The 17489-nt window shown below is 63.7% G+C and carries 13 protein-coding genes, 1 tRNA gene and 1 pseudogene; 6 read left to right on the top strand and 9 right to left on the bottom strand.

Annotated elements, in window-relative coordinates:
- Positions 1-672: 672 nt before the first annotated feature.
- The 5 genes from YU9_RS0114320 to YU9_RS0114300 all read right to left on the bottom strand — a co-directional run bounded on the left by YU9_RS0114320 (position 673) and on the right by YU9_RS0114300 (position 6227).
- Positions 673-870 (bottom strand): hypothetical protein, encoded by a 198-nt coding sequence (locus tag YU9_RS0114320; protein WP_027573463.1) that lies wholly within the window; start codon positions 868-870, stop codon positions 673-675.
- A 12-nt stretch (positions 871-882) separates the two neighbouring features.
- Positions 883-1752 carry a hypothetical protein gene (locus YU9_RS0114315; RefSeq protein ID WP_036017271.1) on the bottom strand — a complete coding sequence of 290 codons (870 nt, stop codon included), beginning with the start codon at positions 1750-1752 and terminating at the stop codon, positions 883-885.
- A gap of 551 nt (positions 1753-2303) precedes the next feature.
- Positions 2304-2379: transfer RNA gene (locus YU9_RS0114310), tRNA-Lys, on the bottom strand.
- 349 nt (positions 2380-2728) lie between these two features.
- Positions 2729-5398: a glycosyltransferase gene (locus YU9_RS0114305; protein WP_027573461.1), complete on the bottom strand. Its 2670-nt coding sequence runs from the start codon at positions 5396-5398 to the stop codon at positions 2729-2731.
- 235 nt (positions 5399-5633) lie between these two features.
- The gene (locus YU9_RS0114300) at positions 5634-6227 is read right to left on the bottom strand and encodes a hypothetical protein (protein ID WP_027573460.1); all 594 of its coding nucleotides are present in this window, start codon (positions 6225-6227) and stop codon (positions 5634-5636) included.
- 327 nt (positions 6228-6554) lie between these two features.
- Here YU9_RS0114300 and YU9_RS0114295 point away from each other — a divergent pair, with 327 nt between their 5' ends.
- Positions 6555-8132 carry a beta-(1-6) glucans synthase gene (locus YU9_RS0114295; RefSeq protein ID WP_245266378.1) on the top strand — a complete coding sequence of 526 codons (1578 nt, stop codon included), beginning with the start codon at positions 6555-6557 and terminating at the stop codon, positions 8130-8132.
- Here YU9_RS0114295 and YU9_RS0114290 read toward each other — a convergent pair.
- From YU9_RS0114290 to YU9_RS0114280, 3 genes are all read right to left on the bottom strand, one after another.
- The gene (locus tag YU9_RS0114290) at positions 8092-8472 is read right to left on the bottom strand and encodes a hypothetical protein (protein WP_027573458.1); all 381 of its coding nucleotides are present in this window, start codon (positions 8470-8472) and stop codon (positions 8092-8094) included. The genes YU9_RS0114295 and YU9_RS0114290 overlap by 41 nt on opposite strands.
- A 184-nt stretch (positions 8473-8656) precedes the next feature.
- On the bottom strand, positions 8657-8935 hold the full coding sequence (locus YU9_RS0114285) for a hypothetical protein (protein ID WP_027573457.1): 279 nt from the start codon (positions 8933-8935) through the stop codon (positions 8657-8659).
- Between the two features lie 183 nt (positions 8936-9118).
- Positions 9119-10510, bottom strand: a complete 1392-nt coding sequence (locus YU9_RS0114280; protein ID WP_027573456.1) for a hypothetical protein — start codon at positions 10508-10510, stop codon at positions 9119-9121.
- A gap of 173 nt (positions 10511-10683) precedes the next feature.
- Here YU9_RS0114280 and glmU point away from each other — a divergent pair, with 173 nt between their 5' ends.
- Entirely contained in the window at positions 10684-12039 is a 1356-nt protein-coding gene (gene glmU / locus YU9_RS0114275) for a bifunctional UDP-N-acetylglucosamine diphosphorylase/glucosamine-1-phosphate N-acetyltransferase GlmU (RefSeq protein WP_027573455.1), read from the top strand.
- 152 nt (positions 12040-12191) lie between these two features.
- Here the strand turns inward: glmU and YU9_RS41415 are convergent.
- Positions 12192-12409, bottom strand: a pseudogene (locus tag YU9_RS41415) (hypothetical protein).
- Positions 12410-12631: 222 nt separating this feature from the next.
- On the opposite strand from YU9_RS41415, the gene glmS reads away from it, so the two are divergent.
- From glmS to panE, 4 genes are all read left to right on the top strand, one after another.
- Positions 12632-14458, top strand: coding sequence for a glutamine--fructose-6-phosphate transaminase (isomerizing) (gene glmS / locus YU9_RS0114265; RefSeq protein ID WP_027573454.1), 1827 nt, complete (start codon positions 12632-12634; stop codon positions 14456-14458).
- 84 nt (positions 14459-14542) lie between these two features.
- Positions 14543-15313 (top strand): DUF502 domain-containing protein, encoded by a 771-nt coding sequence (locus tag YU9_RS0114260; RefSeq protein WP_027573453.1) that lies wholly within the window; start codon positions 14543-14545, stop codon positions 15311-15313.
- A gap of 104 nt (positions 15314-15417) precedes the next feature.
- Entirely contained in the window at positions 15418-16272 is an 855-nt protein-coding gene (locus YU9_RS0114255; protein WP_027573452.1) for an NAD(P)-dependent oxidoreductase, read from the top strand.
- Positions 16273-16533: 261 nt separating this feature from the next.
- Positions 16534-17469 carry a 2-dehydropantoate 2-reductase gene (panE, locus tag YU9_RS0114250; RefSeq protein WP_027573451.1) on the top strand — a complete coding sequence of 312 codons (936 nt, stop codon included), beginning with the start codon at positions 16534-16536 and terminating at the stop codon, positions 17467-17469.
- Positions 17470-17489 lie beyond the last annotated feature (20 nt).

Here is a 17489-nt window from a genome sequence, read left to right as displayed (position 1 = left end):
GGACCGCCTGGCACGAACAAAGGAACAGCGCGAAGTGAGGAGCCCATCGATGACGTAACCAACANCCCTTACCCGCCGAGGTCTGCGAGAGGATGAGACGACCATGGAGGACGGTCTTCCCGGCGCATGCGAACACTGGTGACCCGAATGGCCCGCTCGAGGCCTGTCCGCTAATCAGCTCGAATGCGCGCTGATATCCATGATGGCCCGGAGCCCAACACGCTCCAATCAGAGGCCGGATACATTGCAAGACCGCATCTGCCAGGTTGACGAAACCGCTTGCAACGCGCGGCCGGACCATACATTCGGGTCATTATCGACCGATTTCAACGGCTCTTCGCGATGTCCGCTTGCTCTCCAAAAGTGGATGTCGAACCGCTAGCGTTTATGAGTACGCGCAATAGGACTCCGCGCAGGCCCATCTCGCGCATCTCTCCGGACGTGATCTTGAGCGGCCGGCTATCCGCATATGTAGACGTGTGGCGTCGGGCAGGATGAGGCATGCCGCCATCAAAGCGACCTGCAGGCTCCGGTCAAATTATCGATTCCTAGTAGTTCGGAACGTGCGCGAGACACTGCTTGTCGAGGGTCCGGAAGATCAACGGTGACTACCGGGTCGGACCCAGGGAGGTCCACCGGGTGACACAGCACCCAAAAAGAATCAGAGTAGGCCTACTTCACAACCAGATTGCCAGTTGTGGTCATCTGATCGCGCACGGGCACGCCAACGGAAACCCGCGGGTCTCCCAAAAGGCGATGCACGTCGGCCGACGTGCGATTGGTGTCAGCCTTCAGGAGGTCGGAAAAGGCCCGATCCGAGATTTGGTGCCCTGATTTCACTACGCTCTCCGAATAATCGCTTCTGGCCATGCTCACGTCTCCTCAAGAGATAGCGACATCCCAAAGCTTGTGCTGCACCCACCTAAACCGGCGATCCGTGGTAATCAACCCGATTTCGATAGGGCCGCCACAGATCGGGGCAAGGTTGGAGAACTTGAAAGCCTTGATGGTGCTCGATACGCACGAGTGCACAAAGTCGATTGCGTCTCGGATGGGAACCAACGGATGATCCAAGGCGTGCCGCGATACCAATGCCTCCAACTCGCCGGCTGTTCCGTTCCATTTGCCCGAATTGACGATGCTGTTCTTGAGTTGTTCATCACAGCCGAATATTAGCCGCTGGATCATGTTCGGGGCTCCCCAAAACCAATAACCGTGCGGTTTTGCCGCTGGGGTAGGGGGCGCGGTCGCGATGGGATCGAATACCACCTCAAAGGCCGCGGGCGATCGATCCGGCATGACGTATCCAGCCACGCAAAATCCAACTACCAAGTTCAGCCGCCATTCTTGCAGCCACTTTTCTTCAGGATCTGTCCGTGCCAAAGGATCTTGCGGGTTCTGCGGATCGTGAGCTGGCTTCGCCGCTAGCGCTCGGCACTGTGCGATGAACGGCGCAAGGGGCGTGGTCGGGTCGTTATATGCAGCAAAGAAGAAGGCCGCCCATCGGTCAGCAACTTCTTTGACTGAAGACGGCGGCTTTTTCTTCAGGTCGTCATCGAACAAAGCAATTAGGGTGCGATGACTGTTAACGCTGAGGCCACCGAGTCCCCACGTAACCATCGCGAGAGTACTGTTTTCGCCTACCTCAAACAGCTTCTGGCTGTTGTTGAAGTGCAGAGATCCGTACGTCGTCGTGCTGTCCGCACCCAAAACGATCCCTTCCGGCGAAACGTAGCAAACTGCAATTGTCACTTGAAATCTTCTCCCCCGCTCATACGCGAGTCGCGCCCGAGGCGGGTAAACGGAAATTAACGGTCGTCCACGGCGATGGGTCTGACGAGGTCGAGTTGGGTTGCCTTAATACCGCGGGGTCCGCGAGCCGAATCTCCCGTTGTCGGGGTTGTAGTTGCCGCTGGTGCCGAAATTGTCCCGCTGTGTGCTATTTGGATTTGTGGCGACGTATGGCGCGACATAGGTGCCGTTGTTGCGGGTGTAGCCAGACGAAGTGTGCGTGCTCGGATTTGAACCGGTGCCGCTCAGGTACTGCGAATCCCCCCGTGTGGTTTTACGCGTTGATGCATGCAACCACGTCACGAAAACAGAGTCCAGCGCACCTGCGTCCAGTTGGCGACTGGACGATACAACTCTCGACCAACGCCGGCCGATCGACGCCATGGGCAGGATCAGCGCACCATCGACAAACACAAAGGATGCGCAGAATCTGCTTACCCAATGCTTACCGGACCTTGTCCAGGCAGAATGTGGGGGCGGTTATTGGACCGGAAAAAGCTTGTATTTTCAAGTGGTGAGCGCGCTGGGGCTCGAACCCAGGACCCCGTGATTAAAAGTCACGTGCTCTACCGGCTGAGCTACGCGCTCCCATGGCCGCGGATGGCATCGATAAAGAGATCGCCATCGTCTTCGGACATTCGAGAAGCATGTCTTGCCGCTGCGCTTAAGCTTGCGTTGCGGGGAAAACCGGCTGTTTCCGGATCATGCTGTCGGCCCGCGCTGTGTAGGGGCAGTGGCTGCGGAGGTCAATAGTGCGGGTGGTTGCCGAAGATCGTGGCAGGGGCGGGGATTTGTTCGCGGTTTCTGCCGCTTAGGCCGGAATGCTCAACCTGATTGGCGGGCTGTCATCCACGCTGAACTGCTGGAGGTGGCCGGCCGAGCTCGGCCTGCATGGTTCGAGACGCCCGCCTAGGGCGGGCTCCTCACCATGAGGGCCCTAGTTCGCCTCCCGCCGCACCTCGCTCGGCACCGGTTGCGGCGTGCCGCCCGGGTGGGGCAGGGCGACCGGGCGGAGGCCGATCAGCTCGGCGGTGCGGATCGCGCTGTCGCGCCAGAACTGGAACGAGTTGATGCGGCTGAGCTCGAGGATGGCGATGGCGACCGCGGCGAGAAACGGCAGGCTCTGCAGCACCAGGACGCCGGCGAAGATGTAGATCTCGGTGATCTGGCGGAAGCTGTTGGAGGCGATCAGCACGCCGGCGCCGACGACGAGCAGGGTGCCGATCACGGCCTCCCAGAACGCCTGGAACTCGATCGACATCCTGGACAGGCCGCCCTTGGAGGTGCGGGCGAAGGCGATGTGCTCGGTGATCAGGCCCTGCGCCACCGCGCGCGACACCGTCCATTGCACGCTCATCGCCGCGATCATCGCGCCCAGCATCTGGCCGGGCTTGATGGCGACGCGGGCGCGGTACATCGACAGGAAGTGGGCCAGCGAGACGACGAAGGCGCCGATGATCGGCAGCGTCAGGATCTTGTCGGGGATGGCGATGTCGGCGAAGGCGACGATCGGCACCCAGATGAGGTTGAGCAGCGCCACGACGACGCCGAGGCTTTCGGCGCCCAGCCAGTTCAGCCAGCCGAGGCCATATTCGCGCTTCTGGTCGGGCGTCAGCCGGCTCGCGCCGGGCAGGAAGCGGCGCCAGTGCTTCTTGACGATCTGGAGGCCGCCATAGGCCCAGCGGTGCCGCTGCTTCTTGAAGGCCTCGTAGGTGTCGGGCAACAGGCCCGCGCCGTAGCGGGTGTTGGTGTAGTGGGTGGTCCAGCCGAGCTCCTGGATCGCAAGGCCGAGATCGCTATCCTCGCAGATGGTGTCGCTCGACCAGCCGCCGGCCATGTCCATCGCGGCGCGGCGGATCAGGCACATCGTGCCGTGCACGATGACAGCGTTGAGCTCGTTGCGCTGGACCATGCCGATATCGAAGAAGCCGGCATATTCGCCGTTCATGATGTAGTGCATGATCGACAGATCGCCGTCACGATGCTCCTGCGGCGCCTGCACGAGGCCAACGCGCGGATCGGCGAAGGCGGGCACGAGGTCCTTCAGCCAGTCGGGCTCGACGACATAATCGGCATCGAGGATGCCGATGATCTCGGCATCCGCCGCGGTCCGGTCCATCGCAATCCGCAGAGCGCCTGCCTTGAAACCCTGCACCTTCTCGGCGTTGATGAACTTGAAGCGTTCACCGAGCGCGCGGCAATGGTCCTGGATCGGCTGCCAGAAGGCGGGGTCCGGCGTGTTGTTGATGATGACCACACATTCGTAGTTCGGATAGTTCAGCCGCGACAGCGCATCCAGTGTCTGCTTGAGCATCTCGACCGGCTCAAAATATGCCGGGATATGGATCGAGACCTTCGGGTAGTAATCTTCCGGAACGTTCTCGACCGGCTTGCCCTTGCTGAGCAGCCGCTGCGGCGGCCGGCCGAAGGCGACCGCCGCGATCTCGTCGATGCGCGCCATCGCAATGAGGACAAGAGGAACAAGGAGGATCATGCCGAGCGTCAGCGCGAAGGCCGAGCCGAAGATGAAATAATGGCTGTTCCAGAACGCGAACACCGTCGCGGCCCAGGCGCCGACGCCGTTGGCGGTCGCCGACAGCAGGAAGGCCTGCTTCGCGGTCGCTTTTTCAATCCGCAGGATCGGCAGTGACAGCAGGATGCCGACCAAGAGCGCGATGCCCATCAGCTTCCAATAGTCGGGGTTCTCCACCGGGCCGGTCCAGGCGAATTTCGGCTCGCGGCTGGCGTTGAGGATGCCCCAGTACGGACCGACGCCGCCTTCGAAGAATTTCCAGGGCTGATCGATGGCCTCGACGATGTTGTATTCCATGCCGATGGCTTCGGCGCGGGTGACGAAGTTGCGCAGGATCAGCGCCTGCTGGAACGGGCCAGGATCGGCGTTGCGCAAATTGTAGCCCTGGCTGGGCCAGCCGAACTCGGCGATCACGATGCGCTTGCCGGGGAAAAGGTTGCGCAGGAGATTGTAGCGGTCGACGGCCTGGTCGACGGCCTGGTCCGAGCGGAAGTTTTCCCAGTAGGGCAGCACGTGCGCGGCGATGAAGTCGACACTGGAGGCGAGCTCGGGATTGTCGCGCCAGATGTTCCAGATCTCGCCGGTGGTGACGGGCACGCGGACCGAGCCCTTCACCTTCTTGATCATGTCGATGAGGTCTTCGACCTTCTGCTCGCCGCGGTAGATCACCTCGTTGCCGACGACGACGCCGACGACGTTGCTGTTCTTGCGGGCAAGCTCGATGGCGGCCTTGATCTCGCGCTCGTTGCGATCCTTGTCCTTGTCGATCCAGGCGCCGACGGTGACCTTGAGGCCGAACTCGGCCGCGATCGGCGGCACCAGCTCCACGCCGCCCGTGGACGAATAGAGGCGGATCGCGCGCGTCATGGTCGACAGCGTCTTGAGGTCGGCGCGGATTTTCTCGACGGTCGGGATGTTGTCGATATCAGGATGAGCCGAGCCTTCGAACGGCGCGTAGGACACGCTGGGCAAGAGCCCTTTGAAATCAGGCGCGGGTTCCTTGTCGCGCAAGACTCCCCACAGCCCTGCGTGAAGCGCAGACACGAGCAACAGAACGGCGGCGACAACGCGCATCGCGGCTAAACCAAAAGGGGCTGAGGTGGCAGGGAAGCGGATCCGACCCCGAGATCCGACCGAGTCCGCGGCAAAGGGAGCATATCTCTGCCGCGCGGTTTCACAACTGTCATGGCCTCATGTCCTTATGAGGGCATGGCCTTTTGCGAAAATCACGTGGCAGTGCCGACCGCGTCTATGGCCGACCATTCCTGAACGGCAGCTGAAACGGCCGGAGCTATTTTAAGAGCTTGGGCTATTTCGCCGGCGCCGGGGACGGGCTTGCCGCAGGCGAGGGGCTCGCGGCCGGCTGCGGTGCCGGCGAATTGCCGGCTGCCGGTGCGGCCGGCTGGGACGCCGTGGCCGCCGCCTGTTGCGGCTGGGCGGCCGGGTTGATCCAGCACGCGTGCACACGGCTGTCCAGGGTCTCGGCAACCTTGGGGTCGATCTGGCCGCCGAAGCGGGTCAGGCAGCGGAACGCAGCCTGGATGTGGCCGCCCGGACAGCCGAAGCGGTCGTAGAGGTCGAGATGGCGGAACGCGGTATCGAGGTCGTCCCGCCACATCAGCCGCACCACGCGCCGGCCGAGCCAGACGCATTCGGGGTTGCCGGCCGGGCCGTTGATGACCTGGGCCGCTTCGGCGAATTCGTCGGTGCGGCGCTGATTCTGGGCGGCGTCCTTGGCGGCGTCGGCGGGCTGGGCGGCCGCCTTGCCCTGGTCAGGGGCCGGCGTGCCGCTCTGGGCGGAGGCACCACCAACACCCATCAGAACGAGCAAGGAGGAGACGGCCAAGGTGGCGGCGAACTGCCGCAGGACCGCATTTCGTGACTCGAACACCCGTTGCCGCATGAATTCCCCAATATATCCGATGGCCGTCCGCGTCAGGATCCCGCGGACGCGCCGGTGATGGCGTCCAAATGGGTCTCCAATGCGGCGGAAAAGTCTTTGGGAGTCCATGACCTGTATTTCGAATTTTGTCCAGCAAAGTCACAATCCTAGAGCACGGTCGGACGACCGCAGCCAGATTCCTTTTGGGGGAGAGGGCGGATCCGCAGAGTGGATCGGCATTTGGACACCCCCCTTGGCAGATGGCGTGCGAGCAGGTAATCGACGGACCCTTCGCGGAGGACGGAACCGATTTCTCTTCGTACGCCACTGGCGCTTCTGCTCGTTTCGTTGGGTGCGATCGCTGCCGTGTGGTGGTGGCTTGCCACGCCGATCACGCTCGCGCGCGCCCCGATTGACCCCGCCGACAAGGTCCAATGCGTCTCCTACGCGCCGTTCCGCGGCGAGCAGTCGCCGCTGGACGCATGGACCCATATCGACGCCGACCAGATCGAGCAGGACCTGCGCCAGCTCAAGCAAATCACCGACTGCGTTCGCACCTATTCGATGGAGAACGGACTCGACCAGGTGCCGGCGATCGCCGCCAAAATCGGCGGGCTGAAAGTGCTCCAGGGCATCTGGCTCTCCAGCAACCGCACCAAGAATTTCGAGCAGGCCGGGCTCGCCATTCGCCTCACCAAGCAATTCCCCGACGTCATCACCGCGGTCATCGTCGGCAACGAGGTGCTGCTGCGCGGCGAGATGACGACGGCGGATCTCGTCTCCATCATCCGCCTGGTGAAGACGCAGGTCAGCGTGCCCGTGACCTATGCCGATGTCTGGGAATACTGGCTGAAGAACCGCGAGGTCCATGACGCGGTCGACTTCGTCACGATCCACATCCTGCCCTATTGGGAGGATTTCCCCGTCAAGGCGAAATTCGCCTCCGCCCATGTCGAGGCGATCCGCGAGCGCATGGCGGTGGCGTTCCCCGGCAAGGAGATCCTGATCGGCGAAACCGGCTGGCCGAGCGAGGGCCGCATGCGCGACGCCGCGCTGCCGTCGCGCACCAACCAGGCGCGTGTCGTCTCGGAAATCCTGAGCCTTGCCAAGGCGCAGAAGTTTCGCGTCAATCTGATCGAGTCCTACGACCAGCCGTGGAAGCGCAGGCTGGAAGGCACCGTCGGCGGCTATTGGGGCCTGTATGATTCGGTGCGCCGGAGCCTGAAATATCCGCCGGGCGAGCCGATCAGCAATTTCCCGTACTGGAAATGGTACATGGGCGCGGGCATGGGCCTTTCCGTGCTGGTGTTCGCCGTCGCGCTCATCACGCTGCGCCGGCGGCCGTGGACGCCGCGCTTCTCGGCCTGGCTCGGCGTCGGCATCTCGGCGACGACCGCGGGCATCCTGCTCGGGATCGGCGCCGACAAGATGTATTACGAGAGCTACGGCATCGGCGGCTGGCTGCTCTGGGGCGCGCTGCTGCTCGCCGGCATCCTGTCGCCGATCTTCTGCGCGCAGGCGATGGTGATCGGCCGCAGCCTTCCGACCTTTCTCGACCTGCTCGGCCCGCGCGAGGGGCGCAAATGGTCGAAGCTCACCGCGGTGCTCGGCCTGACGCTGGCGGTGACAGCAGTGATCGCGGCGGCGACCGCGCTCGGTTTCGTGTTCGACCCGCGCTACAAGGATTTTCCCTACGCCTCGCTGACGATGGCGGTGGTGCCGTTCGCGCTATTGATGCTGAACCGGCCGCAGATCGGCCAGCGTCCGATCGCGGAAGCGGTGTTCGCGGGCGTGCTGGCGCTGTCGGCCGTCTTCGTGCTCTTCAACGAAGGCCGCGACAATTGGCAGTCGCTGTGGACCTGCGCGATCTATTTCTTGTTCGCGCTCACGCTGTGGCGGGCGCGGGCCGAGCAAATCCAAGGATGAACAGGCCGATCGCCAGGCCCGACAGCACGACATTGTAGAGCACGATGCCGAGACCGGCGGCGACGATGCCGACGGTGAGCAGCACGATCGACGGCCGCATCAGGTTCAGCGTCGCCACCACCAGCGCAACGATGCCGAACACCGAATTCTTGAACAGGACGGTCGCAACCGAACGCGCCTTGCAGATCGCAGTCTGGAGGCCGGCGTCGCAGGCGAGGGCGACCTGCGACAGCTCAATCGCGAGATAGCGCACATAAAGCGCATAGCCGACGGAGGCGAAGCCGACGACGATCAGGAACTGCACCTGGTAGGGCGTGAGGCGGAAGGGCTTTTTTGTCATGGCGGCAATATGGTCGGGATGGCGCGGACAGGCAACAGGGCGGGCGGAAGTTTCTGCTCGACGCACGGGCCACAATCACTTTGAACGGTCATCTTGCGGCGCGCGCCGCGCGGTCTGACAAGGCAACGGCGCCGACCGGGTTGGTCGGCGCCGTCTGGCGGAGTTGAACGAATTCGACCGCGCATCAATACTTCTTGGTGCTCGAACCCGTGTTCTTGGTGCTCGAACCCGTGGTGTTCTGCATCTTCTGTCCGGGCGCACTTTCCGAATGGCCCGGTCCAGCGGTGGTATTGGTCTGATGACCAGGCGCATATTCGGAGGCGCCGGGAGCTGTCGAAGGCTTCGTCGTGTTCTGCATCTGCTGACCCGGTGCGTTGCTCGAGGCACCCGGCGATTTAGTCGTTTGCGCAAGCGCCGAGGATGCCGCGAGAACAGCGGCCGTTGAGATGATGAATGTCTTCACGTGTGTCTCCCTTGGTCATGGAGGCGGGCACGAGCGATTTTGCATGTCGGCCGCTCCGGTTCACGACCGGGACAACTTGGCAATCGGCGGCTGGTTTCCATGACGGGCTGAAAATTGAGTCCGTCTGCGGGCGCGATAGGACGCCATCATTCACCGTGCGTTCAGGTGGAAGCGGAGTCCGTCCTAGCGCCGGAAGAACGATGACAGCGTCGATCCCGCGGACGTTGACGCCGCCTCCGGTTTCGCCGGCGCCGGCGCAGGCTGCGCCGCGGGAGCGGGCGCGGGCTCCTCGCGCTTCGAGCGTTTTGAGGAAGAGCTGCGGCGGCGCTGCGGCTTCTCGGGCTTTGCGCTCGGCGCGGGCGCGGTTTCGGCTTGCGGGACCGCGTCCTGGCTCTTCTCCGAGCTCTTCTCTTGAACCCTGTCTTGAGTTTTCTCTTGCCCTTTTTCTTGCGCTTTTTCCTGACCCTTGTCCTGGCTCTTGTCTTGGCCGCCACGCATCGACAGGCGCTGGCCATCGAATACGGTGGTCTCGCAGTGACGGTCGCTCTCGGTAAGGCTCGCGCAGAATTTTGCGGCGGCGGCGGCGTTGACCAGGGGGCCGGCGCCTAAGCGGAGCTGCATGCCGAGACCGGTGCTGCCTTCCTTGATCATGATGATCGGCCGCAGCGCCGCGATCTCCGGATTGGACTTGGTCAGGCCGCGCCAGAGCGCGCGCAGGCCGTCGATCGAGTTGGCGCCGCCGAGATCGATCGCAAAGCGCGTCTGCTGAACCGCGATCGCAGGAGAGTCGCTGTCGGCTGCTTCCGGCGGCTTTGCTGCTGCCGCGACGACCTCGGCCGCGCCGGGCGCCGGCTCGGCCTTCTTCTCGGCTGCTTCGGGTTGAATCAGTTTCGATGCGGCCGGATCCGGCGGCGCCATGAGCGACTTGGACGGCACCAGTGGAATGGTCGGCAGCGCGGAGTTCATTGCCGGCGTCTGTTGCACGAGCGAGGCGGCGGCCGCGGTCTGCGGCGGTGGGCTCGCCAGCTCCTTCCACGTTTCCTTCGGAGTGTCCTTCTGAGAATCCTTGGCGGCTTCGGTGCGCGGCTTCTCGCTCGCCGGTGTCGGGGTCGAGGCGACCGGCGCGACGCTGGGCGCTGTGGGTGCTGGCGCTGCGTCCTGCGGCTTCACGCCCTGCGGCGTGGCGGTTTGCCTGGCAATGGCGCCGGTGACGGAATCGAGCCCTTGCTCCAGCACGGTGACGCGCGAATACAGGCGGTCGCGGTCGCTGTTCAGTGTCTCGATGGCGGCGGCGAGTCGGCGCGCCTCGTTTTGGCTCTCCTTCGTCAGCACCTGGAGCCGGTCGGCCTGGCGCGCGAAATCGGCGGACGCAATCTGGTCGCGCCGCCAGCCGAGCTGGGCCTGATTGGCGATCACGGCAATGACAACGGCGCCCACGGCCGCCACGCCCCACGAGCCCAGCCGCCACATCATGCGCCGGTCGAACGCGTTTTCCTCGGCCAGAAGTCCGGAGAACAGCCCGCCGGTCTCCTTGGTGCCGAAGGCATCCGCCAGTGGGTCGGAATCCTTTGCCATATACGTTAAGTGCCCAGCCCTGTCCGGCTTCCCCGAATCAATCAGGGAACATTAACAGGAAAAGCGCGCCGCACTTGAATTCCGGGCGTTTGCGGGGGTAGCAAGGCGATAGCTTCTGAGGGGGCTAGCTGCCCGTCGCGCCAATTGATTCGGCTATATCTGTCAGGATTTCGATGACCGCCCGTTCCAGCCTCACGATCGTGCTCGCCGCCGGCGAAGGCACGCGCATGCGATCGAGCCTGCCGAAGGTGCTGCACCCCGTCGCTTCCCAGACATTGCTCGCCCATGTGCTCGCGGCCGCGCCCAAGGGAACCGGCACCTCGCTCGCGGTCGTGATCGGCCCCGATCACCAAGCGGTCGCGGATGAGGCAAGGCGCATTCGCCCCGACGTGTTCACCTTCGTGCAGAGCGAACGGCTCGGCACCGCGCATGCGGTGCTGGCGGCGCGCGAAGCGATCGCGCGAGGTGCGGATGATCTCCTCATTGCCTTCGGCGACACGCCGCTGATCTCGGCCGAGACCTTTGCGCGGCTACGCGCGCCGCTCGCCGCAGGCGCCGCGATTGCCGCGCTTGGATTTCGCGCCGCCGATCCTACCGGCTACGGCCGCTTCATCGTCGAGGGCGACCGCCTGGTCGCGATCCGCGAGCAAGCCGACGCCAGTGCGGACGAGCGCAACATCGACCTGTGCAACGCCGGCGTGATGGCGATCGACGGCCGCCGCGCGCTTGCGATCCTGGATAAGATCGGCAATGCGAACTCTAAGGGCGAATATTATCTGACGGACGCCGTCGAAATCGTCCGCAGGCAGGGATGGGAGTCCGTGGTGATCGAGACCAGCGAGGACGAGGTGCGCGGCATCAACACCAAGGCGCAGCTCGCGGAAGCAGAAAGCGTGATGCAGGCGCGCTTGCGCAAAGCGGCGATGGAGGCCGGTGTCACGCTGATCGCACCGGAAACCGTTTATCTCTCGGCCGACACCGTGTTCGGCAAGGACGTGACAATCGAGCCGTTCGTGGTGATCGGTCCAGGCGTGTCGATCGCGGACGGCACCGTGATCCATTCCTTCTCACACATCGTGCAGACCACGCTCGGCAGGAACGTCTCGATCGGTCCCTATGCGCGCTTACGTCCCGGCACCTCGCTCGGCGATGGCGCGCGCATCGGTAATTTCGTGGAGACCAAGGCCGCGACGCTGGAGGCCGGCGTCAAGGTCAACCATCTCTCCTACATCGGCGATGCGACCGTCGGCGCCAATTCCAACATCGGCGCCGGCACCATCACCTGCAATTACGACGGCTTCAAGAAGCACAAGACGATCATCGGGCAGGGCGCCTTCGTCGGTACCAACTCCTCGCTGGTCGCACCGGTGACAATCGGCAACGGCGCCTATATCGGCTCCGGCTCGGTGATCACGAAGGATGTACCCGACGACGCGATGGCGCTGGAACGCAACCAGCAGACCATCCGGGAAGGCGGCGCCGCGCGCTATCGCGAGATGAAGACCGGCGGCAAGAAGCCGGAGAAGTAAGCGCTATTTCTGTTGTGTCACGGCACGCTCCGCCCTCATCCTGAGGGCCCGCTGGAAGCGGGTGTCTCTAAGGATGGCCGCGGGCGATACCCGGGCCTTCATGGTTGAGACGCGCGTTCCGCGCTCCTCACCATGAGGGTCTTACGAATTGCCTATTCGTCGTCGGCGAATTCGGAGAAGATTGCGCGGGTCAGGCGCCAGCCGCGCGGCTTGGCGCGCTTCACCGGCTCGCCTTCGGGATGCTTGATGAAAAGGGCTTGCTTTCCTTGCCGCGCTGGGGCGGCGGCCAATGCGCAAGGTGCGTGCCCGTGGTCTCGCTGGCGCGCAGATACATCGACGACAGACCCTTGCGGTCGGATGAGCCTTTCATGGCCTTGTTCTCCTGACCGGAATCGTTGGTCAAACTTGTTGACAACAAGTTAATGCGCGCGGTTTAAGGCCGGCCAATTCGACGCAGGCAAAGTAGGCGTCGCGGGCGCCGTGCTGTCTCAATCCGCAATAATTATTGAGTTTCTGGTTCCTTGGGAACTTCGCTAAAAACCGAGCGCGTCGTTTAGGCGATTTTTCGACGATTTGGGGGATAGTGATCCGCATGTGCGGGATTGTCGGCATTCTCGGGCGTCAGCCGGTTGCAGAGCAATTGGTGGATTCGCTCAAACGTCTCGAATATCGCGGTTACGATTCCGCGGGCGTTGCCACGCTCGAAGGCGCGCAGCTGGAGCGGCGCCGGGCCGAGGGCAAGCTGAAGAACCTGGAGAAGCGGCTCGAGGCGGAGCCGCTCAAGGGCACCACCGGCATCGGTCACACGCGCTGGGCCACCCACGGCAAGCCGACCGTCAACAACGCCCATCCGCATGCGACCGAGCGCGTCGCCGTCGTCCACAACGGCATCATTGAGAATTTCCGCGAGCTGCGCGAGGAGCTCGAGACGAACGGCACGGTGTTCCACACCGAGACCGACACCGAGATCGTGGTGCACCTGGTCGACGATCTGCTCGCGCGCGGCAACAAGCCGGTCGAGGCCGTCAAGCTGACGCTGGCGCGCCTGCGCGGCGCCTTCGCGCTCGGATTCATCTTCGCCGGCGACAATGACCTCATGATCGGTGCCCGCAACGGACCGCCGCTGGCGATCGGTTACGGCGACGGCGAGATGTATCTCGGCTCCGATGCCATTGCGCTCGGCCCGTTCACCGATACGATCAGCTATCTCGAGGACGGCGACTGGGTCGTGCTGACCCGCAACAGCGCAACGATCTTCGACAAGGACGGCTACGCCGTCCAGCGCGACAAGATCAGGCACGCCGCCTCGACCTCGTTGGTTGACAAGGCCAATTACCGCCACTTCATGGCCAAGGAGATCCACGAGCAGCCCGAAGTGGTCGGCCACACGCTGGCGCGCTACGTCGACATGGCGACCGAACGCGTCTCGCTGCCCGTCAAGCTGCCGTTCGACTTCAAGAACATCCAGCGCATCAACATCTCGGCGTGCGGCACCGCGAGCTATGCCGGTTTCGTCGCAAAATACTGGTTCGAGCGCTTCGCGCGTGTGCCGGTCGAGGTCGACGTCGCCTCCGAGTTCCGCTACCGCGAGGCGCCCTTGCGCAAGGGCGACCTCGCCATCTTCATCTCGCAATCGGGCGAGACCGCCGACACGCTGGCCGCGCTGCGCTATGCCAAGGCCGAGGGCGTGCACACGATCGCCGTCGTCAACGTGCCGACCTCGACGATCGCGCGCGAGAGCGAAATCGTGCTGCCAACGCTGGCCGGTCCCGAGATCGGCGTCGCCTCGACCAAAGCGTTCACCTGTCAGCTCATGGTTCTGGCAAATCTTGCGATCGCGGCCGGCAAGGCCCGTGGCGAATTGTCCGACGAGGACGAGACCAAGCTGGTCCATGGCCTCGTCGAGGTCCCGCGCCTGATGGCGGATGCGCTCACCAACGAACTGCAGATCGAGAAGCTCGCGAACCGGATCGCTAAGTCGCGCGACGTGCTCTATCTCGGTCGCGGCACCAGCTTCCCGCTGGCGCTCGAAGGCGCGCTGAAGCTGAAGGAGATCTCCTACATTCACGCCGAAGGCTATGCCGCAGGCGAGCTCAAGCACGGGCCGATCGCGCTGATCGACGAGACCATGCCGGTCGTCGTCATCGCACCGCACGACCGCGTGTTCGAGAAGACCGTCTCCAACATGCAGGAGGTCGCCGCGCGCGGCGGCAACATCATCCTGATGACCGACGCCAAGGGCGCGGCGGAGGCGACCGTCGAGTCCCTCGTCACCATTGTCATGCCCGATATGGCAGCGGCTTTCACGCCGATGGTCTATGCCGTCCCCGTGCAGCTGCTCGCCTATCACACGGCTGTCGTGATGGGGACCGATGTCGACCAGCCGCGCAACCTCGCGAAATCAGTGACTGTGGAATAGGCAAAAGGGATATCGGTCGGTCGCAGTCTTCCAAAACCTGCTAGAAGACCCTAGCTTGTTTGAAGCGACCGACCTGGAACCCGAATGACCCCCCGCGACGACGCGCCTGCGCCCCTTGATCCCATTCCGGAACCGCATACCGGCCTGATGGGCCGCTTCCGCAACTATTTTCTCACCGGCCTCGTGGTGACGGGGCCGATCGCGATCACCCTCTATCTGGTCTGGTGGTTCGTCACCTGGGTCGACGGCGTGGTGCGGCCGTTCGTGCCGTTGGCCTATCGGCCGGAAACCTATCTGCCCTATGGCGTTCCCGGCTGGGGACTGATTGTCGCATTCTTCACGCTGACGCTGGTCGGCTTCCTCGCCGCCAATCTGATCGGCCGCACGCTGGTGGATGTCGGCGAGACCTTCCTGGGCCGGATCCCCGCGGTGCGCGCGATTTATCGCGGCCTGAAGCAGGTGTTCGAGACACTGTTCTCCGGCAAAGGCTCGAGCTTCCGCAAAGTCGGCCTCGTCGAATTTCCCTCGCCGGGCATGTGGTCGATCGTGCTGATCTCGCAATCGCCGAACGAGGACATCGCACGCAACCTGCCGGGGCAAGAGGAGCACGTCTCGGTGTTCCTGCCGTGCTCGCCGAACCCGACCACCGGCTTCTTCTTCTATGTCCCGAAGAGCAAGATCATCGAGGTCGATCTCAGCGCAGAGGATGCCGCGACGCTGATCATGTCGGCCGGCGTGGTGCAGCCGGGCTCGGCACCTGATCCGAAGAAGGCGGCGGCGCTTGCCGGCGTGGCGAATGCCGCGCGTATTGCAAATGCCTCCACGCTCCGGCCCGAGCCTGCGAAGGCGGAGTAGGGCCATTCCGCCGCGGGATGGCCGCGATCACGCGGGCGCATTCGTCCTCTGCTATTCTCGGGTTGAACCGAGCGCACTGCTCGGAATTCGACCCGGAGTGCACGATGTCCAAGACCATTGCGATCCTCGCCCCCGGTGCCATGGGCAGCGCCGTGGCCCGCCGGCTCAGCGAAAACGGCGCCCGCGTGCTGACATCGCTGAAGGGCCGGAGCCAGGCGACGCTGAAACGGGCGGCGGACGCCGGCATGGTCGGCGCCGAGGACGATGAGATTGCGGACGCCGACATCATCCTCTCGATCGTGCCGCCGGGCGAGGCCGTGGCGCTGGCTGAACGGCTGGCGTCGCTGATCGTCAGGCGCGAGAAGAAGCCGGTCGTGGTCGACTGCAATGCGGTCAATGTCGATACGGTGCAAAGAATCGAGGAGATCATCGGCTCGGCGCAGGCGCCGTTCGTCGATGCCGGCATCATTGGCTTTCCACCGCAGCCAGGCGGCAAGAGCCCTACCTTCTACATGTCCGGCGAGCATGCCAGGGACGTCGCGGTGCTGAAGGATCTCGGCCTCGACGTGCGGATCGTCGAAGGCCCGGTCGGCGCGGCGTCGGCTCTGAAAATGTCCTACGCCGGCATCGTCAAGGGCCTCGCCGGCATCGGCTCGGCCATGGTGATCGCGGCAACGAAAGCGGGCGCGGCGGATGCGCTGCGCGACGAGCTCGCGCTCAGCCAGCCGGCGATCCTGGCGCGGCTCGAAGTCGCGCTGCCGGACATGATTCCGAAAGCCTATCGCTGGGTCGCGGAGATGCGGGAGATTTCCGGATTCCTCGGACCCGATCATCCGGCCAGCCAGATCTACGAGGGTTTTGCGAGGTGGTTCGAGCATCTCGCGCAGGATGCGAACGGCGAGGCCGTGGATGCGGAGCTGATGAAGGCATTCGCTGCGAGCGTCGCGAAGAAAGCCTAGTCGCCCGGTCAACGATGATGACGGGGTTTCACGAAATGGGCATCGGGAAAAGATCGCGTCTCCGCGAGTCAGCCTGATTGACGCGTGCCGAACTTTATCCGCATCGTCGTTGCGAGTGCAGCGAGGCAATCCAGAATCTTTCCACGGAGGCAGTCTGGATTGCTTCGTCGCAGGAGCTCCTCGCAACGACGGGGAGGAGACGGCGCGGAAGCCGTCTGTTATTATCTCTGTGGACGCAATTCCTCTGCGACGGGAGTTCGAATGAGAGTGCTGGTCATCGGCGCGGGGGCGCTTGGCGGCTATTACGGAGCTTGCCTCGTTCGAGCGGGCCGCGACGTGACCTTTCTGGTGCGCGAGAAGCGGGCCGAGCAATTGCGGCGGAGTGGATTGCAAGTCGTGAGCCCGCAGGGCGATTTCGCCGTGCAGCCGAAGCTTCTTGCAGCTGGCGATCTCAAGGGGGCGTTCGACGTCGTGCTCGTCGGCGTGAAGGCCTACTCGCTCGACGACGCGATGAACCAGTTTGCGCCGGCCGTCGGTGCCAACACGATGATCCTGCCGATCCTCAACGGGTTGAAACATGTCGATGCTCTCAGCGCCAGGTTCGGCGCCGCGCGCGTCCTCGGCGGGCTCGCTAACGTCAGTGCCGGACTCGATGCGGATGGTCGTGTCGTCCAGTTCATGGCCAGTCAGACGATCGTCTTCGGCGAGATCGAGGGGGCGTTGAGCGAGCGTGCGCTCGCCCTCGAGACACTGCTCCAGGTCCCCGGCATCGACGTGCGCGCCAGCGAAGCGATCATGCAGGACATGTGGGAGAAATTCGTTCAGCTCACTACGCTTGCCGGCATCACCTGCCTGATGCGCGCGAGTATCGGAGACATCCTGGCCGTGCCCAACGGCGAGCAGTCGATTTTCCGCCTGTTTGCGGAATGCTGCACTGTTGCGACAGCTTCAGGTTTCGAGCCACGCGCGCCGTTCATCGAGTTTGACCGAAAACTGTTCACCACGCTGGATTCGCCGCTGAAGGCCTCGATGCTGCGCGACATCGAGCGCGGCTCGATCACCGAGGCGGAGCATATTTTGGGCGATATGGCCAATCGGGCCCGTACGCTCGGCGTCGACACACCGCTGCTGGACCTCGCCCGCGCGCATGTCGCGGCCTACGAGATCGGGCGGCGAAGGGCTGTATCTGCCCAATAATGCGCTAGTTGGCTGAAATA

This window comes from Bradyrhizobium sp. WSM1743, from assembly GCF_000473065.1.
Taxonomy (GTDB): Bacteria; Pseudomonadota; Alphaproteobacteria; order Rhizobiales; family Xanthobacteraceae; genus Bradyrhizobium.
Note: the sequence above shows the minus strand (reverse complement) of the source record. Positions and strands in the feature narration are given on the sequence as shown.

What these genes read in the sequence shown, in the direction of transcription:
- YU9_RS0114260 (WP_027573453.1), top strand. Translation starts at nt 14,543, where the DNA reads ATGACCCCCCGCGACGACGCGCCTGCGCCCCTTGATCCCATTCCGGAA.
- YU9_RS0114305 (WP_027573461.1), bottom strand. Translation starts at nt 5,398, where the DNA reads ATGCGCGTTGTCGCCGCCGTTCTGTTGCTCGTGTCTGCGCTTCACGCA.
- YU9_RS0114300 (WP_027573460.1), bottom strand. Translation starts at nt 6,227, where the DNA reads ATGCGGCAACGGGTGTTCGAGTCACGAAATGCGGTCCTGCGGCAGTTC.
- YU9_RS0114290 (WP_027573458.1), bottom strand. Translation starts at nt 8,472, where the DNA reads ATGACAAAAAAGCCCTTCCGCCTCACGCCCTACCAGGTGCAGTTCCTG.
- glmU (WP_027573455.1), top strand. Translation starts at nt 10,684, where the DNA reads ATGACCGCCCGTTCCAGCCTCACGATCGTGCTCGCCGCCGGCGAAGGC.
- panE (WP_027573451.1), top strand. Translation starts at nt 16,534, where the DNA reads ATGAGAGTGCTGGTCATCGGCGCGGGGGCGCTTGGCGGCTATTACGGA.
- YU9_RS0114255 (WP_027573452.1), top strand. Translation starts at nt 15,418, where the DNA reads ATGTCCAAGACCATTGCGATCCTCGCCCCCGGTGCCATGGGCAGCGCC.
- glmS (WP_027573454.1), top strand. Translation starts at nt 12,632, where the DNA reads ATGTGCGGGATTGTCGGCATTCTCGGGCGTCAGCCGGTTGCAGAGCAA.
- YU9_RS0114320 (WP_027573463.1), bottom strand. Translation starts at nt 870, where the DNA reads ATGGCCAGAAGCGATTATTCGGAGAGCGTAGTGAAATCAGGGCACCAA.
- YU9_RS0114280 (WP_027573456.1), bottom strand. Translation starts at nt 10,510, where the DNA reads ATGGCAAAGGATTCCGACCCACTGGCGGATGCCTTCGGCACCAAGGAG.